This window comes from Mesorhizobium sp. B2-1-3A (assembly GCF_006442655.1).
Classification (GTDB): domain Bacteria; phylum Pseudomonadota; class Alphaproteobacteria; order Rhizobiales; family Rhizobiaceae; genus Mesorhizobium.
Map to the genome: position 1 here is coordinate 797,252 of NZ_VFWK01000004.1, position 16,799 is coordinate 814,050.

General features: G+C 62.3%; 18 protein-coding genes. 3 read left to right on the forward strand and 15 right to left on the reverse strand.

Translation table 11 applies throughout. From position 1 onward, the window contains the following. Positions 1-5: 5 nt before the first annotated feature. The 3 genes from ntrC to dusB are packed head-to-tail and all read right to left on the reverse strand — an operon-like array spanning position 6 to position 3,630. A complete protein-coding gene (gene ntrC, locus FJ977_RS19740) occupies positions 6-1,466 on the reverse strand; it encodes a nitrogen regulation protein NR(I) (protein WP_010909344.1) in 1,461 nt (486 codons plus the stop codon). Then, positions 1,463-2,605 (reverse strand): nitrogen regulation protein NR(II), encoded by a 1,143-nt coding sequence (locus FJ977_RS19745; protein ID WP_140773869.1) that lies wholly within the window; start codon positions 2,603-2,605, stop codon positions 1,463-1,465. Before FJ977_RS19745 ends, ntrC begins: the two co-directional genes overlap by 4 nt. Beyond that, complete coding sequence (gene dusB / locus FJ977_RS19750) at positions 2,602-3,630, reverse strand: tRNA dihydrouridine synthase DusB (protein WP_140773870.1); 1,029 nt, start codon at positions 3,628-3,630, stop codon at positions 2,602-2,604. Before dusB ends, FJ977_RS19745 begins: the two co-directional genes overlap by 4 nt. A 242-nt stretch (positions 3,631-3,872) precedes the next feature. Between dusB and FJ977_RS19755 the strand changes: the two genes are divergently transcribed. Continuing rightward, positions 3,873-5,096, forward strand: coding sequence for a bifunctional 2-C-methyl-D-erythritol 4-phosphate cytidylyltransferase/2-C-methyl-D-erythritol 2,4-cyclodiphosphate synthase (locus FJ977_RS19755; protein WP_140773871.1), 1,224 nt, complete (start codon positions 3,873-3,875; stop codon positions 5,094-5,096). Continuing rightward, a complete protein-coding gene (locus FJ977_RS19760) occupies positions 5,093-5,602 on the forward strand; it encodes a CinA family protein (protein ID WP_140773872.1) in 510 nt (169 codons plus the stop codon). Before FJ977_RS19755 ends, FJ977_RS19760 begins: the two co-directional genes overlap by 4 nt. Here the strand turns inward: FJ977_RS19760 and FJ977_RS19765 are convergent. The 10 genes from FJ977_RS19765 to eno form a co-directional block, all read right to left on the reverse strand. Further along, positions 5,578-6,036, reverse strand: a complete 459-nt coding sequence (locus tag FJ977_RS19765) for a type II toxin-antitoxin system RatA family toxin (RefSeq protein WP_140773873.1) — start codon at positions 6,034-6,036, stop codon at positions 5,578-5,580. The genes FJ977_RS19760 and FJ977_RS19765 overlap by 25 nt on opposite strands. Positions 6,037-6,146: 110 nt before the next feature. Further along, positions 6,147-7,112 carry a lipoyl synthase gene (gene lipA, locus FJ977_RS19770; RefSeq protein ID WP_140773874.1) on the reverse strand — a complete coding sequence of 322 codons (966 nt, stop codon included), beginning with the start codon at positions 7,110-7,112 and terminating at the stop codon, positions 6,147-6,149. 137 nt (positions 7,113-7,249) lie between these two features. Next, the gene (locus tag FJ977_RS19775) at positions 7,250-7,507 is read right to left on the reverse strand and encodes a GlsB/YeaQ/YmgE family stress response membrane protein (RefSeq protein WP_027142753.1); all 258 of its coding nucleotides are present in this window, start codon (positions 7,505-7,507) and stop codon (positions 7,250-7,252) included. A 99-nt stretch (positions 7,508-7,606) separates the two neighbouring features. Beyond that, positions 7,607-9,052 carry a dihydrolipoyl dehydrogenase gene (lpdA, locus tag FJ977_RS19780; protein WP_140773875.1) on the reverse strand — a complete coding sequence of 482 codons (1,446 nt, stop codon included), beginning with the start codon at positions 9,050-9,052 and terminating at the stop codon, positions 7,607-7,609. A gap of 16 nt (positions 9,053-9,068) precedes the next feature. Next, positions 9,069-9,704, reverse strand: a complete 636-nt coding sequence (locus FJ977_RS19785) for an SGNH/GDSL hydrolase family protein (RefSeq protein ID WP_140773876.1) — start codon at positions 9,702-9,704, stop codon at positions 9,069-9,071. A 246-nt stretch (positions 9,705-9,950) separates the two neighbouring features. Beyond that, on the reverse strand, positions 9,951-11,324 hold the full coding sequence (locus tag FJ977_RS19790) for a pyruvate dehydrogenase complex dihydrolipoamide acetyltransferase (protein ID WP_140773877.1): 1,374 nt from the start codon (positions 11,322-11,324) through the stop codon (positions 9,951-9,953). Positions 11,325-11,342: 18 nt separating this feature from the next. After that, positions 11,343-12,737 (reverse strand): pyruvate dehydrogenase complex E1 component subunit beta, encoded by a 1,395-nt coding sequence (locus FJ977_RS19795; protein WP_140773878.1) that lies wholly within the window; start codon positions 12,735-12,737, stop codon positions 11,343-11,345. A gap of 14 nt (positions 12,738-12,751) precedes the next feature. Then, positions 12,752-13,789: a pyruvate dehydrogenase (acetyl-transferring) E1 component subunit alpha gene (gene pdhA / locus FJ977_RS19800; RefSeq protein WP_056567938.1), complete on the reverse strand. Its 1,038-nt coding sequence runs from the start codon at positions 13,787-13,789 to the stop codon at positions 12,752-12,754. 193 nt (positions 13,790-13,982) lie between these two features. Then, positions 13,983-14,306 (reverse strand): septum formation initiator family protein, encoded by a 324-nt coding sequence (locus FJ977_RS19805; protein ID WP_140773879.1) that lies wholly within the window; start codon positions 14,304-14,306, stop codon positions 13,983-13,985. 159 nt (positions 14,307-14,465) lie between these two features. Further along, positions 14,466-15,740, reverse strand: a complete 1,275-nt coding sequence (gene eno, locus FJ977_RS19810; protein WP_056567941.1) for a phosphopyruvate hydratase — start codon at positions 15,738-15,740, stop codon at positions 14,466-14,468. 199 nt (positions 15,741-15,939) lie between these two features. On the opposite strand from eno, the gene FJ977_RS36685 reads away from it, so the two are divergent. Next, positions 15,940-16,065 carry a hypothetical protein gene (locus tag FJ977_RS36685; protein WP_274609132.1) on the forward strand — a complete coding sequence of 42 codons (126 nt, stop codon included), beginning with the start codon at positions 15,940-15,942 and terminating at the stop codon, positions 16,063-16,065. 57 nt (positions 16,066-16,122) lie between these two features. Here FJ977_RS36685 and FJ977_RS19815 read toward each other — a convergent pair whose 3' ends face one another. Both FJ977_RS19815 and FJ977_RS19820 read right to left on the reverse strand, forming a co-directional pair. Beyond that, positions 16,123-16,488: a PRC-barrel domain-containing protein gene (locus FJ977_RS19815; protein WP_140773880.1), complete on the reverse strand. Its 366-nt coding sequence runs from the start codon at positions 16,486-16,488 to the stop codon at positions 16,123-16,125. Positions 16,489-16,571: 83 nt separating this feature from the next. Continuing rightward, a complete protein-coding gene (locus tag FJ977_RS19820) occupies positions 16,572-16,775 on the reverse strand; it encodes a dodecin family protein (protein ID WP_056567944.1) in 204 nt (67 codons plus the stop codon). Positions 16,776-16,799: the final 24 nt, after the last annotated feature.

The following is a 16,799-nucleotide window of genomic DNA, read 5'->3' on the forward strand; positions in this document are numbered from 1 at the left end:
AGCGCTCAGCCTGGCCGCGACGATTTATAGACATTGACGCCGAGTTCGCGAATCTTCTTGCGCAGCGTGTTGCGGTTCAGGCCCAGCAGCTCCGCCGCCTTGATCTGGTTGCCGCGAGTCGCCGTCATCGAGGCCAGGACCAGCGGATATTCGACTTCGGACAGGATGCGCTGATAGAGCCCGGCCGGCGGCAATTCGCCGGCAAACGAGGCGAAATAGCGCTGCAGGAAATGCTCGACAGCCTGGCCGATGGAGAGGTCGTCGGGGATGAGGTTACCGCCGCCGGGGACCACGGGCCGTTCCCCGGTCTTGAGCTCCGCCTCGATGATCTCGGCGGAAATCTCGTCTTGCGAATAGAGGGCGGCCAGCCGGCGAACGAGGTTTTCCAGTTCGCGTACATTGCCCGGCCATGGGTAGCGCTTCATCAGCTCAATGCCGCCGGACGAGATGCGCTTGGTCTGCAACCCCTCCATCTCGCCAAGCTTGAAGAAGTGGCGCACGAGATCTGGCACGTCCTCGGACCGCTCGCGCAATGCCGGCAGCCTGAGGGGCACGACGTTGAGGCGGTAGAACAGATCCTCACGGAACAGTCCCTGGTTGATCAGGGTGCGCAGATCCTTGTTGGTGGCGGCGACAATGCGCACGTCGGTCTTGATAGGCGTACGGCCGCCGACCGTCGTATATTCGCCCTGCTGCAGGACGCGCAGCAGGCGCGTCTGCGCCTCCATCGGCATGTCGCCGATCTCGTCGAGGAAAAGGGTGCCGCCCTCGGCTTGTTCGAAACGGCCGGTGGAGCGGTTCTGGGCGCCGGTGAAGGCGCCCTTCTCGTGCCCGAACAGCTCTGATTCGATCAGGTCGCGCGGGATCGCCGCCATGTTGATGGCAACGAACGGGCCGCCGCGACGGCGGCCATATTCATGCAGCGCACGCGCCACCAGTTCCTTGCCGGTGCCGGATTCACCCGAGATCATCACCGTCAGGTCGGTCTGCATCATGCGCGCCAGCATGCGGTAGATGTCCTGCATGGCCGCCGAGCGGCCGACCAGCGGCATCGTTTCAGGCTGCTCATCCGGCCGGGCATCGATCTTCGGGCGTCGCGGCTCCGACAGCGCCCGGTTGACGATGTTGAGGAGTTCGGTCAGGTCGAACGGCTTTGGCAGATATTCATAGGCGCCGGTTTCGGATGCGCGAATCGCCGTCATGAACGTGTTCTGGGCGCTCATGACGATAACCGGCAGCTCCGGCCGCGCCTTCTTGATGCGTGGCAGCATGTCGAAGGCGTTTTCGTCCGGCATCACCACGTCGGTAATGACGAGGTCGCCCTCACCCGCCGCCACCCAACGCCACAAGGTCGAGGCATTGGAGGTTACGCGCACCTCATGGCCGACGCGAGAGAGGGCCTGATTGAGCACGGTGCGGATCGCCGCATCGTCATCGGCGACGAGAATATTGCCGCGGGCGGTCATTTGCGGTCTCCTTCGCCGTCTTCATCGGCACCGAATGGCGTTTCCTTCCAGGCCGGCATCAGGATGCGGAAGGTGGTTCCGCGCGGGGTCGAGTCGCATTCGATGATGCCGCCATGCTCGCCGACGATCTTGGCGACGAGTGCCAGCCCCAGCCCCGAGCCGTTCGGCTTGGTGGTGATGAAGGGATCGAACAGGATCGGCAGGATGTCCTCCGAGACGCCGGAGCCATTGTCGCGTACGCAAAACTCCAGCGGCAGCGATACGCGGTCCTGCGTGCCCGGAACCGAAACGCGGATGCCCGGCCGGAAGGCGGTCGACAGCACGATCTCCCCCTGCGGGTCGCTGCCAATCGCCTCAGCGGCGTTCTTGACCAGGTTCAGGAACACCTGGATCAGCTGGTCGCGGTTGGCGAATACCGGAGGCAATGATGGATCATAGTCTTCCAATATCCTGATTTTCTTTGCAAAACCGTTCTTGGCGATCGCCTTGACATGGTCGAGCACGACATGGATGTTGACGGGGTAACGGTCGATCGGCCGCTCGTCGGAAAACACCTCCATGCGATCGACCAGCGACACGATACGGTCCGTCTCGTCGGTGATCAGCCGGGTCAGAGCGCGGTCCTCGTCGGAGGCCGACAGTTCGAGCAACTGGGCAGCACCGCGAATGCCCGAGAGCGGGTTCTTGATCTCATGGGCAAGCATCGCCGCCAGGCCGGTCACCGAGCGCGCCGCACCACGATGCGTCATCTGCCGGTCGATCTTGTCGGCCATCGAGCGTTCCTGGAACATGACCACGACAGAGCCCGGGAATTCCGGAACCGGCGCGACATAGAGATCGACGACCTTCTCGATGCCCAGGCGCGGCGACGACACATCGACGCGATATTCGTTGACCGGAGCCCGGCGCTCGCGCACCTGATCGACAAGGGTCAGCAGCGGACTGCCGAAGGGGATCAGCTTGGACAGGGTGTTTCGCGCCAGCATGGTCGCGCTGGAGCGAAAGAAGTCCTCGGCATCGGCATTGGCGAAGGTGATGAAACCTTCCTCGCTGATCATGATCACCGGACGCCGGATGGTGTTGAGAACGATCTGGGCGGCATCCGCCATTTCAGCGACCTGGCCTGCGGTGGCGTTCATGCGGCGCTCCGCAGGTTCAAGGGTTGCGGATCTCGCGAGAACACATTTCGCAGCAAGGCAATGACGCGGGCCGGCTCGAACGTGGTCAGGATGGCTTTCCGGTCGTCGTCGGCAACGCCAACGGCATGGCGATCGAGATACCAGCCCAGATGCTTGCGCGCCTGCCGCAAGCCACTCTCGACGCCATAAAGCGCCAGCATGTCCTCGTAGTGGGCGACGACATAGTCGGCCAATGCCGCGGGATTTTGCGGTACGTCGACCGCCGTTTCACCTGCCGCCGCGGCCGCGACGCCACCGGCGATCCAGGGCGCGCCATAATGCGCGCGGCCGACCATCACGGCATCGGCGCCGGATTGCTCGAGAATGGTCGCCGCTTCGGCCGGGGAGCAGACATCGCCGTTGGCAACGACGGGAATCGACACAGCTTCCTTGACGCGAGCAATGGCACACCAGTCGGCCTTGCCCTGATAGAACTGGCAGCGCGTGCGACCATGCACCGTCACCATCTTGACGCCCGCTTGCTCGGCACGGCGCGCCAGGAGGGGCGCATTGAGCGCACCTTCGTCCCAGCCCAGCCGCATCTTGACCGTCACCGGCACCTTGACCGCGCCGACCACGGCCTCGATCAACGACAGCGCATGGTCGAGGTCGAGCATCAATGCCGAACCGGCATAGCCGCCGGTAACCTTCTTGGCCGGGCAGCCCATGTTGATGTCGATGATGTCGGCGCCCTCGCCGGCGGCGATCCGCGCGCCTTCGGCCATATGGGCCGCCTCGCGGCCCGCAAGCTGCACCATATGGACGGGCAGGCCGGAATGACGTATGCGCAGGTCGAAGCCGGCCCTGCCCTTGGCGAGTTCGCCGCTTGCCACCATTTCGGACACGACCAGGCCGGCGCCATGCGCATGCGCGCGCTGCCGGAAAGGCTCGTCGGTAATACCCGACATCGGCGCGAGGAACACGCGATTGCGGATTTCCACGCCGCCGACGTCGAGAGGCGCGGCCAATTTGGTCAGGTTAACCATGCACAAAAACCAAGCATGTCCATTCGTTGCACATTCTCTAGCCAGAACCGCCACAATGTGCAACGCGGAATGACGCCACATTAAGGCGCAATTGGGAAAATGCCGGCCTTCGGTGCTGTCGTGACCCGGGCCGCCCTGCGCCCTTGAGGACGCGTTGGAGACACTTTGGAATTCATATTTGACGCACGATCTTTTCGGAAAACCAATTACACTTTTGGGGATCGTGCGCTAAGCCAATCGCCATGACTGACGGAAGTGAAAACTCGAGCGCGACAGGTGGGGTTGCGGTGGTGATCGTCGCCGCCGGCCGCGGCGCTCGTGCCGGACAGGCCAACGGACCCAAGCAATACCAGAACATCGGCGGCCGCGCCGTCATTGCGCATACGCTGGAGATGTTTCTTGCCCATCCGCGAACCGGTCAGATTGTCGTCGCCATCCACGCCGACGACCACGAACTGTTCCGGCAGGCGGCGGGTGCCCAGGCCCAGCGTGTCATCGCCGTCATTGGCGGGCCGACCAGGCAGGAGTCCGTCCGGCTCGGGCTGCTGGCGCTGAAGGGCCACGCGCCGGGCCAGGTTCTGATTCACGATGCCGTCCGCCCCTTCGTCGACGCGGACTTGATCGACCGCACTATCGCCGCCATCAGCGAACACGAGGGGGCGTTGCCTGCCCTGCCCGTCGCCGACACGCTGAAGCGCGAGTCGGCATCCGGCGTCGTGGCGGAAACGGTTTCCCGCAGCGGGCTGCACGCGGCGCAAACCCCGCAAGGTTTTCCCTACGAACCGATCCTTGCCGCGCACGACAAGGCCCATCAGCTGGGCAAGCTCGACTTCACCGACGACGCGGCCATTGCCGAATGGGCGCATATTCCGGTCAAGCTCGTTCCGGGCTCGCCGGACAATGTCAAACTCACCTGGGCACGGGACATCGCCATGGCGCACCAGCGACTTTCCAGCGAACGAACACACTTCCCCGACATCCGCACCGGCAACGGCTACGATGTCCATGCCTTCGAGGCCGGCGATCACGTGACCCTGTGCGGCGTCGCCATCCCGCACGACAAGAAATTGTCGGGCCATTCCGATGCTGATGTCGGCCTGCACGCCTTGACCGATGCGCTGCTGGCGACCTGCGGCGCCGGCGACATCGGCACGCATTTTCCCCCGTCCGATCCGCAGTGGAAGGGTGCTGCGTCGCGGATATTCGTCGAACATGCGGCGAGAGTGGTGCGCGAGCGCGGCGGACGCATCGCCAATGCCGATATCACGTTGATCTGTGAAGCGCCGCGTGTCGGCCCGCACCGCGAGGCGATGACATCGGCCCTTTCGCAAATGCTGGGGATTTCCGCCGACCGCATCTCGATCAAGGCGACAACCAACGAAAAACTCGGCTTCGTCGGCCGCGAGGAAGGTATTGCGGCGATCGCCACCGCCAGCGTGGTCTTCCCCGGCGAGGTGCCGGAATGAGCAACGGCGAGCTGGCAATTGCCCTGTTCGAGGCCTGCCGCGAACGCGGCATCATGATAGCGACGGCGGAAAGCTGCACCGGCGGCATGATCATTGCCGCGCTGACCGACATTGCAGGCTCCTCCGCCGTGGTCGATCGCGGCTTCATCACCTATTCCAACGAAGCCAAGATGGACATGCTCGGTGTTTCCGCCGCCACGCTCGACGCGCATGGCGCGGTTTCCCGGGAGACAGCGATCGAGATGGCGGCCGGTGCGCTTTCCCGCTCGCGCGCAGGGTTGACCCTGGCGGTCACCGGGATCGCCGGGCCTGGCGGCGGTTCGGCGGAAAAACCTGTCGGCCTGGTCTGGTTTGGCGTCGGCCTGGCTGGCCAAACGGTGACCGCCGAACGCCAGCTGTTCGCCGACAAGGGCCGTGCTTTCATCCGCCGCGAGACGGTCAGGCACGCGCTGGAGTTGGGTCTGCGTGCGCTTGACCAGCATCAGGCCGACGGCGCAACCCCATAGATGACGTCGGCGCGCTTTTCGAAAGCCTCGGCGAACATGCGAAAGGCGCGGTCGAACATGGTGCCCATCACCGCGCCCAGGATGCGGCTCTTGAACTCATAGTCGATGAAGAAGCGGACGGCACAGCCGGCCCCATCGGGCTCGAAGCGCCAGACATTGCTCAGATATTTGAACGGGCCGTCGATGTACTTCACATCGATGGCGTTCTCGTCGGGCTTCAGCAGCACCTGCGTCGTGAAGGTTTCGCGGATGGCCTTGTAGCCGATGCTCATGTCGGCGACGAGAACGGTACGCCCATCACGCTCCTTGCGCGAGCGCACCGTCAGCGCTTCGCAAAGCGGCAGGAATTGCGGATAGGCCTCGACATCGGCAACCAGCGCAAACATCTGCTGCGGCGTATGGGTAACGCGGCGGGTGGCTTCGAATTTCGGCATGAACGGCTCTAAAGCGGGTCGCGTCGAAACGGATTCATGCGACGCGCTTCAGAATCTTCGTTTTTATGCATGTCGTTCTCCCAAACCGAGGTCACTTTGGGCGACATGCATCAGAGCGATTTCTGGAGCTGCGCTTCCCGCGCCGCGCGTAGCCGGGCGAAATCGTCGCCCGCGTGGTGCGATGAACGCGTCAGCGGGCTCGATGCCACCAGCAGAAAACCCTTGGTCCGGCCGATCGTCTCAAAGGATTTGAATTCCTCCGGGGTGACGAAGCGGATCACCGGGTGGTGCTTCTTCGACGGCTGCAGATATTGGCCGATGGTCATGAAGTCGACATTGGCTGAACGCAGATCGTCCATCAGCTGCAGGATTTCATTCCGCTCCTCGCCCAGCCCGACCATGATGCCGGACTTGGTGAAGATCGACGGATCGAGTTCCTTGACCCGCTGCAACAACCGGATCGAGTGGAAATAGCGCGCACCCGGCCGGACCTTAAGATAGTTGGACGGCACGGTTTCGAGATTGTGGTTGAAGACGTCGGGCCTGGCCGCCACGACGATCTCGAGCGCACCGTCCTTGCGCAGGAAATCGGGCGTCAGGATTTCGATCGTGGTCGACGGCGTTGCCGCGCGGATGGCCCGGATCACGTCGGCGAAGTGCTGCGCGCCGCCATCGGCGAGATCGTCGCGGTCGACCGAGGTGATGACGACGTGGCTGAGCCCCATCTGCTTGACGGCATGCGCGACGCGTGCAGGCTCATCAGGGTCGAGCGCGGTTGGAATGCCGGTGGCGACATTGCAGAAGGCACAGGCGCGGGTGCAGATCTCGCCCATGATCATGAAGGTGGCGTGCTTCTTTTCCCAGCATTCACCAATGTTGGGGCACCCGGCCTCTTCGCAGACCGTCACCAGCTTGTGGGATTTGACGATCTCACGCGTCTCGGCATAGCCCTTCGAGACCGGCGCCTTGACGCGGATCCAATCCGGTTTGCGCAAAACTTCCTGGTCGGGCTTGTGCGCCTTCTCGGGATGCCGCAGTCGCGGCGCGTTGGTGATCGTGTCGAGGACAGTGACCATCTGAACCCTGGCTTTTCTCGCGATCGCCCGTCGGCGATCGTCACTTTTACGTCATCTAGGACTTTTCGGTATAAAGAAAAAGGCTGCAGCGGCGCATGCCGCTACAACCGTTTTCGCATAGCGGGAACGATATGCCTTTAGCGGCGCACCAGGCGTCCGACCCAGATCAGCAGGCAGGCACCGATGAAGCCGGTGATCAGATAGGCGGTCCAGCCGACGCCGAACACGCCGATATTGAGAGCCTGCAGGATTGCGTTCAGCACCACTGCGCCGACGATACCCATGATAATGTTCATGAAAATGCCGGTGTTGCTCTTCATGACCATCTCGGCGAGCCAGCCTGCCAGGCCGCCGATGATGATGGCTGCGATCCAGCCCACGCCGTTCAAGTGCATTTGCCTTCTCCTTGCGCACGTAAAAATGCATCCGGAAACGAACTACGCTGCCGAAGAGATCCTGCGGCTTTCGCGGCTGAGTCTCTTGTGGCGAATCTATCATGCGTTCAATGCGCGGCCATAGGCGTCGAGCACGCTTTCCTTCATCATCTCCGACAGCGTCGGATGCGGGAAGATGGTGTGCATCAGTTCTTCCTCGGTCGTTTCGAGGTTCATAGCCACGACAAAACCCTGGATCAGTTCGGTCACTTCGGCGCCGACCATGTGCGCGCCGAGCAGTTGACCGGTCTTCTTGTCGAAGATTGTCTTGATGAAGCCCTGGTCCTCGCCCAGCGCGATCGCCTTGCCGTTGGCGGCGAACTGGAAGCGGCCGACGCGGATATCCTTGCCCTCGGCCTTGGCCTTGGCTTCCGTCAGGCCGACAGAGGCGACCTGCGGGTTGCAGTAGGTGCAGCCGGGGATCTTGAGCTTGTCGATGGCATGCACGCCAGGGAAATTGGCGATCTTTTCGACGCACACGACGCCCTCATGCTCGGCCTTGTGGGCGAGCATCGGCGGGCCTGCGACATCGCCGATGGCGTAGATGCCGGGCACGTTGGTCTTGCCATAGCCGTCGACCAAGACACAGCCGCGATCGGTCTTCACCCCAAGCGCTTCAAGGCCGAGATTCTCGATGTTGCCCTGCACGCCGACGGCCGAAATCATGCGGTCGGCGGTGATCTTCTCGACCTTGCCGTCCTTCATCTCGACATGCGCGGTGACCGAATTGGCCCCCTTTTCGACCTTGGTCACCTTGGCCTCGAGGATGATCTTCATGCCTTGCCTCTCGAACTGCCTTTGCGCGAATTTCGAGACTTCGGCATCCTCGACCGGCATCACCGCCGGCAACAATTCGACGACCGTCACGTCGGCACCCATGGTGCGGTAGAAGGACGCGAATTCGATGCCGATGGCGCCTGAGCCCATCACCAGCAGCGATTTTGGCATCTCCTTCGGCACCATGGCTTCAAAATAGGTCCAGATCAGCTTGCCGTCCGGCTCGATACCAGGCAGCGCGCGCGGCCGCGCACCGGTCGCCAGGATGATGTGCTTGGCGGTGTAGGTGCCCTCGCCCTTGACGCCCTTCGGCACCGGGGGTTGCGGCTCCATCGGCTTCTTGGCGGTCTTGGACACGACAATCTCGCCCGGCTTAGACAGCTTGGCTTCGCCCCAGATGACGTCGACCTTGTTCTTCTTCATCAAGAAGGCGACGCCGCCATTGAGCCGCAGCGAGACTTTGCGGGAGCGGTCGACAACGGCCGATGTGTCGACGCTGACCTTGCCGTCGAGCTTCAAGCCGTAATCCTTCAGATGATCGGAATAGTGCATGATCTCGGCCGAGCGCAGCAGCGCCTTGGTCGGAATGCAGCCCCAGTTGAGGCAGATGCCGCCGAGATGCTCGCGCTCGACGATCGCCGTCTTGAAGCCGAGCTGGGCGGAACGCACCGCCGTGACATAGCCGCCCGGGCCGGAGCCGATGATGATGACGTCGTAGTTCTCAGCCACGATTTTTCTCCTTCAATCACAATTCCAGCATGACGCGCACGACCGGTGTCAGCGCCTTGCCGATGTTTCGCGTGTTTTCGGCGTCGAGATGGACACCATCGAGCGGTGTGGTTTGCGCCACGGTGCCGGCATCGAAGAAGCCGCAACCGACTTCGTCGGCCAACGCCGCATATTGCGGTGCCAGGTGCCTTGAAGCATCGTCACCGCCGGCAAACATTTCCTTGAAGTCGGCATTTTCGGTGCGGCTTACAACGGGTGGCGACACAATGAGTATTTGTGGCGCCGGCCAGTCGAACGGATAGTCATGGCCACGCACGATGTCGATCAGCCGCTGGATGCCTTGCTTGGCCGCGACCGGATTGCCGTGGATCCACGGCTTCATATCGTTCGCGCCGAGCATGATGACGATCAGGTCGATCGGCGCGTGCGTCGTCAGCACCGTCGGCAACAGCCGTGCGCCGTTGCGATCGGCTCCAGCCAGATGATCGTCAAAGGCCGTGGTGCGGCCATTGAGGCCGTCGGCGATGACCTGGACGCCGCCGCCAAGCCCAGCCTGCAGCACGCTTGGCCAGCGATCCTGCAGCGGATGGCGGCCACCATCGGCATTGTAACCCCAGGTCAGCGAATCGCCGTAGCAAAGCACCGTCTTCATCCGTTCAACCCGTCCTTGCTTCAATCAAACCGCGCCCTGCTCGCCAGCGCACGAAAAGCCATCGCTCAACGAAAGACGAGGGTGAAGACAACCGTTACCAATGCTGAGAGCAAGAACACCAGGATGTACACTTCCTGTCCGTTGGCGATGACAGCCGGTTGCTGTGCCCCCAACGCCGCCGGCGAATCCGGAAAGGATGAAGGCGAAAAGGCTGGTGAAGAATTTCCGCACCGCCTCTCCCCTTGCCTAGACCAGCATGCCCATCGGGTTTTCGATCAACCGTTTGAAGGCGACCAGCAGTTCGGCGCCAAGTGCCCCGTCGACGGCACGATGGTCCGTCGACAGCGTCACCGACATCACGGTGGCTATTCTGATCTCGCCGTTCTTGACCACGGCCCGCTCCTCGCCGGCACCCACCGCCAGGATCGTCGCGTGCGGCGGGTTGATGACGGCGGCAAAGTCCTTGATGCCGAACATGCCGAGGTTCGACACCGCCGTGGTGCCGCCCTGATACTCTTCCGGCTTCAGCTTGCGGCTGCGCGCACGGCTCGCCAGATCCTTCATCTCGTTGGAGATAGTGGACAGCGACTTTTCGTCGGCATGCCGAATGATCGGCGTGATCAGGCCGCCGGGGATCGAGACGGCGACGCCGACATCGGCATGCTTGTGCTTGACCATGGCGGTTTCGGTCCATGAGGCATTGGCATCCGGCACCGCCTTCAGCGCCATCGCCATCGCCTTGATGACCATGTCGTTGACCGACAGCTTGTAGGCGGGAGCCTCGCCCTTGTCGGTCTTCTTCATCGGGGCTGCAGCATTGATCTGCGTGCGCAATGCCAGCAGCGCGTCGAGCTCGCAGTCGAGCGTCAGGTAGAAATGCGGAATGGTGGTCTTGGCCTCGACGAGGCGCCGCGCGATGGTCTTGCGCATATTGTCGTGCGGGACGAGGTCGTAGGAACCCTCCTCGAACAGCTTCAGCACCTGGTCGTCCGACATCGCCTTCACGGCAGGAGCGGAAGCAGCAGCCGGCGCGCCGGCCGGAGCCTTGGCCGCGGGCGCCGCCTTGGCACCGCCACCGGCAATCGCCGCGTCGACATCGGCCTTCACCACCCGCCCATGCGGGCCGGTGCCGGTCACACCAGACACATCGACGCCGGCTTCCTTGGCGATGCGGCGCGCGAGCGGCGAGGCGAAGGTGCGCTCGCCAGCCGCATGACCATTGGCGACCGGAGTCGCCTCAGCCTTGGGCGTGGGGGCGGCAGGTTCGGCCTTCGGCGCCTCGGCCTTTGGTACTTCAGCCTTGGCATCCGCCTTCGGCGCCTCGGCTTTCGCCGGTGCGGCACCGCCACCGCTTTTCGCGGCGGCGCCTGCGTCCTCGCCTTCGGCCGCGAGGACGGCGATCAGCGCATTGACCTTGACGCCTTCGGTGCCTGCGGGGACGACGAGCTTGGCGACCGTGCCCTCATCGACGGCTTCGACTTCCATCGTCGCCTTGTCGGTCTCGATCTCGGCGATGACGTCGCCTGGCGAAACCTTGTCGCCTTCCTTGACCAGCCACTTCGAAAGATTGCCCTCTTCCATCGTGGGCGAGAGCGCCGGCATGGTGATGTTGATTGGCATTTTGACCTCCCGCCCGGTTCAGCGATACGTGACGGCTTTGACCGCCTCGATGACCTCGCCGACATTCGGCAGTGCCAGTTTTTCGAGGTTGGCCGCATAAGGCATCGGCACATCCTTGCCGGCAATGGTGATGACCGGCGCGTCGAGGAAATCGAAGGCGCGCTGCGAGACCTGGTTGGCGATGTGGTCGCCGACCGAGTTCTGCGGGAAGCCCTCTTCCACCACGACCAGGCGGTTGGTCTTCTTGACCGAGGCGATGATCGTGTCGAGGTCGAGCGGGCGGATGGTCCTGAGATCGATGATCTCGGCGTCGATTCCCATGCCGCGCAATTCCGCTTCGGCCTTGACCGCATAGGTCATGCCGATGCCGAACGAGACGATGGTGACGTCCTTGCCTTGCTTGTGGATGCGCGCCTTGCCGATCGGCAGCACGAAATCATCGAGCTTCGGCACGTCGAAGGACTGGCCGTAGAGGATTTCGTTCTCAAGGAAGATGATCGGGTTGGGGTCGCGGATCGCGGCTTTCAGCAAGCCCTTGGCGTCGGCGGCCGTATACGGCATCACCACCTTCAGGCCCGGAATGTGGCTGTACCAGGCGGCGTAGCACTGCGAGTGCTGGGCGGCGACACGGGCGGCAGCGCCGTTCGGTCCGCGAAACACGATCGGCGCCCCCATCTGGCCGCCCGACATATAGAGCGTCTTGGCGGCCGAATTGATGATCTGGTCGATCGCCTGCATGGCGAAGTTGAAGGTCATGAACTCGACGATCGGCTTCAGCCCGGCCATCGCCGCACCGACGCCGACGCCGGCAAAACCGTGCTCGGTGATCGGCGTGTCGACGACGCGGCGCGGTCCGAACTCCTGCAGCAACCCTTGCGTGATCTTGTAGGCGCCCTGGTATTCGGCGACCTCCTCGCCCATGACGAAGACATCGCCGTCGCGGCGCATCTCCTCGGCCATGGCATCGCGCAGCGCTTCGCGCACCGTGGTCGAGACCATTTCGGTGCCGGCAGGGATATCCGGATCGGCGGCGATCTCGGTCTTCGGCGCCGCCGCGACTGGTGCCGCGGCCTCACTCTTGGCCGCAATTGGCGCCGGTGCAGCCGTTTCAGCCGTTTCAGCCTTGGCAGGCTCTTCGCCGATGCCTTCGCCGGCCTTGTCGGTGTCTTCGCCTTCAACCGCAAGCACGGCGATCACCGCGTTTACCTTGACGCCTTCGGTGCCGGCTGGGACCACGATCTTGGCCAGAGTGCCTTCATCGACGGCTTCGACTTCCATCGTCGCCTTGTCGGTTTCGATCTCGGCGATGACGTCGCCGGCGACGACCTTGTCGCCCTCGTTCTTCAACCACTTGGAAAGATTGCCCTCTTCCATGGTCGGCGAGAGAGCGGGCATGAGAATTTCGATCGGCATGTCCTGGCCCTCCCTTACAATACGATATCTGTCCAGAGCTCGGACGGATCCGGCTCCGCATCGTTCTGGGCAAACTCGGCGGCGTCGGCGACGATGTCGCGAACCTCCTTGTCGATGGTCTTCAATTCGTCCTCGGTCGCCCACTTCTTCTCGATCAGCCGCGCCTTGACCTGCTCGATCGGGTCATGCTCGGAGCGCATCTTCTGCACTTCTTCCTTCGAGCGGTATTTCGCCGGATCCGACATCGAGTGGCCGCGATAGCGATAGGTCTGCATTTCGAGGATCAGCGGGCCATTGCCGGCACGGCACCATTCGGTGGCGAGCTCGCCGGCGGCCTTGACCGCGCGCACATCCATGCCGTCGACCTGGATACCTGGAATCTTGAAGGACGCACCCCGGTGCGAGAAATCCGTCTCCGCGGAAGAGCGCGAAACCGACGTGCCCATGGCGTAGCGGTTGTTCTCGATGATGTAGATCACCGGCAGCTTCCACAGCGAGGCCATGTTGAAGCTTTCATAGACCTGGCCCTGGTTGGCCGCGCCATCGCCGAAATAGGTCAGCGAGACATTGTTGTTGTCGCGGTAGCGGTTGGCGAAAGCCAGCCCGGTGCCGAGCGAAACCTGCGCGCCGACAATGCCGTGGCCACCGTAGAAATGCTTCTCCTTGGAGAACATATGCATGGAGCCGCCCTTGCCCCGTGACAGGCCGCCACGGCGCCCGGTCAGTTCGGCCATGACGCCGCGCGGAGAAAGCTCCATCGCCAGCATGTGGCCGTGGTCGCGATAGGCGGTGATCATCTGATCGCCTTCGATCAGCGCCATCTTCATGCCGGTGACGACCGCTTCCTGGCCGATATAGAGATGGCAGAAGCCGCCGATGAAGCCCATGCCGTAGAGCTGGCCGGCCTTTTCCTCGAAGCGGCGGATGAGCAGCATATGCCGATAGGCGGCAAGCTCTTCGTCCTTGGTGAATTCAGCGGGCTTGGGCGCGGAAAGACCCGATTTGCCGTCGGATTTCGATTTGGCAGGCGCTTTTCTGGCTGCGGTGGCCATGCATCACTCCCTGTTGGCGTCTCTTTGCGGACATTAGGGCAGGATGAAATCTGCCCTGGGAAGATCAGCTCTCCCCACCGATTTATGCAAGGCTAACACGCGTTACAGCGTTGCGCCATGACGAATTTGCATAGCTGGCATGCGCCTAAGCGATTAAAATCATTGAAAATATTGGTGATTAACTGAAATACAGTTATTTCGACGAAGCCGGCAACATGATGGTGATCTCATCAGCCTGGGACAGATTAAGCGCCCTGCGCGCCTGCTCGTCGAGCATGTCCTTTTCCAGCGTACCGTCATGCATGAGCCGAACGCGCCGCTCGAGCTCCACCCGGCGCGCCTTGACGGCATCGAGCTGCGCCTGCAACGCAACCGTCTGGGCTTCCAGCTGATATTTCGAATTGATGCCGAATTCGCCGTGATAGGCATGGAAGCCGAAATAGGCCAGGAACACGACGCAAAGCGAAGGTATGATCAGCCGGCCGGTATTTCTCTGCTTATGCTGACGCGTCCACATCGCCCGTTCCCTCGCGGCCGCGAACTCATGCGGCTCACGATCTTTTTCACCCGATTGTGCTTAACGGACGGTTACGGAGCCCTGCCCGGCGACAGCGAAATGAAAAAGGGCGGGAATGATCCCGCCCTTCGCTCAACGTCCGAGTTCAATGGTTTCGGATCAGCCCTTGATCACCGACTTGCCGGCGTAGCGCGCCTGCTTGCCGAGCTCTTCCTCGATGCGGATCAACTGGTTGTACTTGGCCATGCGGTCGGAGCGCGACAGCGAACCGGTCTTGATCTGCCCGCAATTGGTGGCGACGGCGAGATCGGCGATGGTCGAATCCTCGGTTTCGCCGGAACGATGCGACATGACTGCGGTGTAGCCAGCCTTGTGGGCGGTCTCGACCGCGTCGAGCGTTTCGGTCAGCGAGCCGATCTGGTTGACCTTGACCAGGATCGAATTGGCAACGCCCATGCGGATGCCGTCGCGCAGGCGCGCCGTGTTGGTGACGAAAAGGTCGTCGCCGACCAGCTGCGTCTTCTTGCCGATCAGGTCGGTCAGGTACTTCCAGCCTTCCCAATCGTCCTCGGCCAAGCCGTCCTCGATCGAGATGATCGGATAGTCGGCGGCAAGCTTGGCAAGGTACTTGGCCTGCGCCTTGGGGTCACGCGTCTTCTTCTCGCCCTCATAGACGTAGTTGCCGTCCTTGAAGAATTCGGTGGCGGCGCAATCGAGGCCGAGCGCGATCTCCTCGCCCGGCTTGAAGCCGGCCTTCTCGATCGATTCCATGATGAAATCGAGCGCCACCGGCGCGCTCTTCAGGTTCGGGGCAAAGCCGCCCTCGTCACCGACATTGGTATTGTGGCCGGCATCCTTCAGCTTCTTGCGCAGCGTGTGGAAGATTTCAGAGCCCCAGCGCACGCCTTCGCGCAGCGTCGGCGCGCCGACCGGCAGGATCATGAATTCCTGGAAATCGATCGGGTTGTCGGCATGCGCGCCGCCATTGATGATGTTCATCATCGGCACAGGCAGGATATGCGCCTTGGTGCCGCCGACATAGCGGTAGAGCGGCAGGCCGGCGGCATCGGCCGCGGCCTTGGCCACCGCCAGCGAAACGCCCAGAATGGCGTTGGCACCGAGCCGGCTTTTGTTGGGCGTGCCGTCGAGTTCGATCATCGTCTGGTCGATGTGGATCTGGTTTTCGGCTTCCATGCCGCCGATCGCCTCGAACAATTCGCCGTTGACCGCCTCCACGGCCTTCAGCACGCCCTTGCCGAGATAGCGGGCACCGCCGTCGCGAAGCTCGACGGCCTCATGGGCGCCGGTCGAGGCGCCTGACGGCACCGCTGCGCGGCCCATCGAACCGTCTTCGAGTACAACATCGACCTCGACGGTCGGGTTTCCACGGCTGTCCAGGATTTCACGTCCGACAATGTCGATGATGGCGGTCATTGCGATGTCCCCGATTGATCTGACGAAAGGTCGCGCCCGTCTTAGCCAAAGCGACGCAAAAGGCAATCCGGCCATGGCCGAATAGTGCCGCCGGCCCGATTCACGAAGCGCAAATTTCTGTCATCATAAGTCATGCGCCCGGACATCGATTTCGGGTTATGGCTATTGTCGCGCGGGGCGAAACAGGAGGAGTTTCGCCATGTCCGAGTTGAGCGGTATTGTCAGTTTGTTTCTGATCGCGGTCGCCTTGCTGACATCATGCGACAATCAGCAGTCGCCGCCAAAGGCCAATGTTACCTTGCCGGCCTTGAGCATCAGTGAATGAGGTTGGTGCTGAATCAAAAAGGGCCCCGTCGAAACGGGGCCCTTTTTGCCTGTGGGGTCAATGCCAGTAGGGCGTGACCTTGTAATACTCATAGGACGCATCACGCGCGCTTTCACCGTCCGCGCCGGCCAGTTCATTGATCGAATAGGCGGGCGCCGCCTTCAGCTGTTCCTTCGAGAAGGGCACGACGTAGCCGCCCTTGTCTTCATCATAGTCGAGACTCGCCCAGGGAACGGCGTGGTACTTCTCGCCGATGCCGAGAAAACCGCCAAAGCCGATCACCGCGAACATGATGCCGTTCGACGTCTTGTCGAGCATGATGTCCTCGATGCTGCCGATGCTCTTGCCTTCGGTGTTGTAGACGGATGTACCGATAACTCGCGAAGCGGCGATGGCTTCGGTGTGGCCTGTCTGGGTTGTCATGGTCTGCTCCTCATTGTCGTTGAACACTGCTTTGACAATGAGGCGGACGGGCGAAAGTTCCCGACTTTTTAAGCGTCGGACAGTCACTCCGCGAGAATGAAAGTCACCTTCATGTTGACGCGGTAGGCCGAAATCTTGCCGTCCTCGACGACGATCTTCTGATCCTGGATCCAGGCGCCTTCCACGTTCTTCAGGGTTTTCGACGCGCGGGCAATTCCCTTCTCGATGGCGTCCTGAAAACTCTTCTTCGATGACGAGGTAATTTCGGTGACGCGGGCAACAGACATGGCTTTCCTCCTGCCAAGACGCTC

Excerpts from the sequence above, each read along its gene's own strand:
- lipA (WP_140773874.1), bottom strand. The coding sequence starts at position 7,112 with ATGGTCACTGTCCTCGACACGATCACCAACGCGCCGCGACTGCGGCAT.
- FJ977_RS19785 (WP_140773876.1), bottom strand. The coding sequence starts at position 9,704 with ATGAAGACGGTGCTTTGCTACGGCGATTCGCTGACCTGGGGTTACAAT.
- pdhA (WP_056567938.1), bottom strand. The coding sequence starts at position 13,789 with ATGGCCACCGCAGCCAGAAAAGCGCCTGCCAAATCGAAATCCGACGGC.
- FJ977_RS19815 (WP_140773880.1), bottom strand. The coding sequence starts at position 16,488 with ATGACAACCCAGACAGGCCACACCGAAGCCATCGCCGCTTCGCGAGTT.
- ntrC (WP_010909344.1), bottom strand. The coding sequence starts at position 1,466 with ATGACCGCCCGCGGCAATATTCTCGTCGCCGATGACGATGCGGCGATC.
- FJ977_RS19755 (WP_140773871.1), top strand. The coding sequence starts at position 3,873 with ATGACTGACGGAAGTGAAAACTCGAGCGCGACAGGTGGGGTTGCGGTG.
- FJ977_RS19790 (WP_140773877.1), bottom strand. The coding sequence starts at position 11,324 with ATGCCAATCAACATCACCATGCCGGCGCTCTCGCCCACGATGGAAGAG.
- eno (WP_056567941.1), bottom strand. The coding sequence starts at position 15,740 with ATGACCGCCATCATCGACATTGTCGGACGTGAAATCCTGGACAGCCGT.
- FJ977_RS19820 (WP_056567944.1), bottom strand. The coding sequence starts at position 16,775 with ATGTCTGTTGCCCGCGTCACCGAAATTACCTCGTCATCGAAGAAGAGT.
- dusB (WP_140773870.1), bottom strand. The coding sequence starts at position 3,630 with ATGGTTAACCTGACCAAATTGGCCGCGCCTCTCGACGTCGGCGGCGTG.
- FJ977_RS19745 (WP_140773869.1), bottom strand. The coding sequence starts at position 2,605 with ATGAACGCCACCGCAGGCCAGGTCGCTGAAATGGCGGATGCCGCCCAG.
- FJ977_RS36685 (WP_274609132.1), top strand. The coding sequence starts at position 15,940 with ATGTCCGAGTTGAGCGGTATTGTCAGTTTGTTTCTGATCGCGGTCGCC.
- FJ977_RS19775 (WP_027142753.1), bottom strand. The coding sequence starts at position 7,507 with ATGCACTTGAACGGCGTGGGCTGGATCGCAGCCATCATCATCGGCGGC.
- FJ977_RS19765 (WP_140773873.1), bottom strand. The coding sequence starts at position 6,036 with ATGCCGAAATTCGAAGCCACCCGCCGCGTTACCCATACGCCGCAGCAG.
- FJ977_RS19760 (WP_140773872.1), top strand. The coding sequence starts at position 5,093 with ATGAGCAACGGCGAGCTGGCAATTGCCCTGTTCGAGGCCTGCCGCGAA.
- FJ977_RS19795 (WP_140773878.1), bottom strand. The coding sequence starts at position 12,737 with ATGCCGATCGAAATTCTCATGCCCGCTCTCTCGCCGACCATGGAAGAG.
- FJ977_RS19805 (WP_140773879.1), bottom strand. The coding sequence starts at position 14,306 with ATGTGGACGCGTCAGCATAAGCAGAGAAATACCGGCCGGCTGATCATA.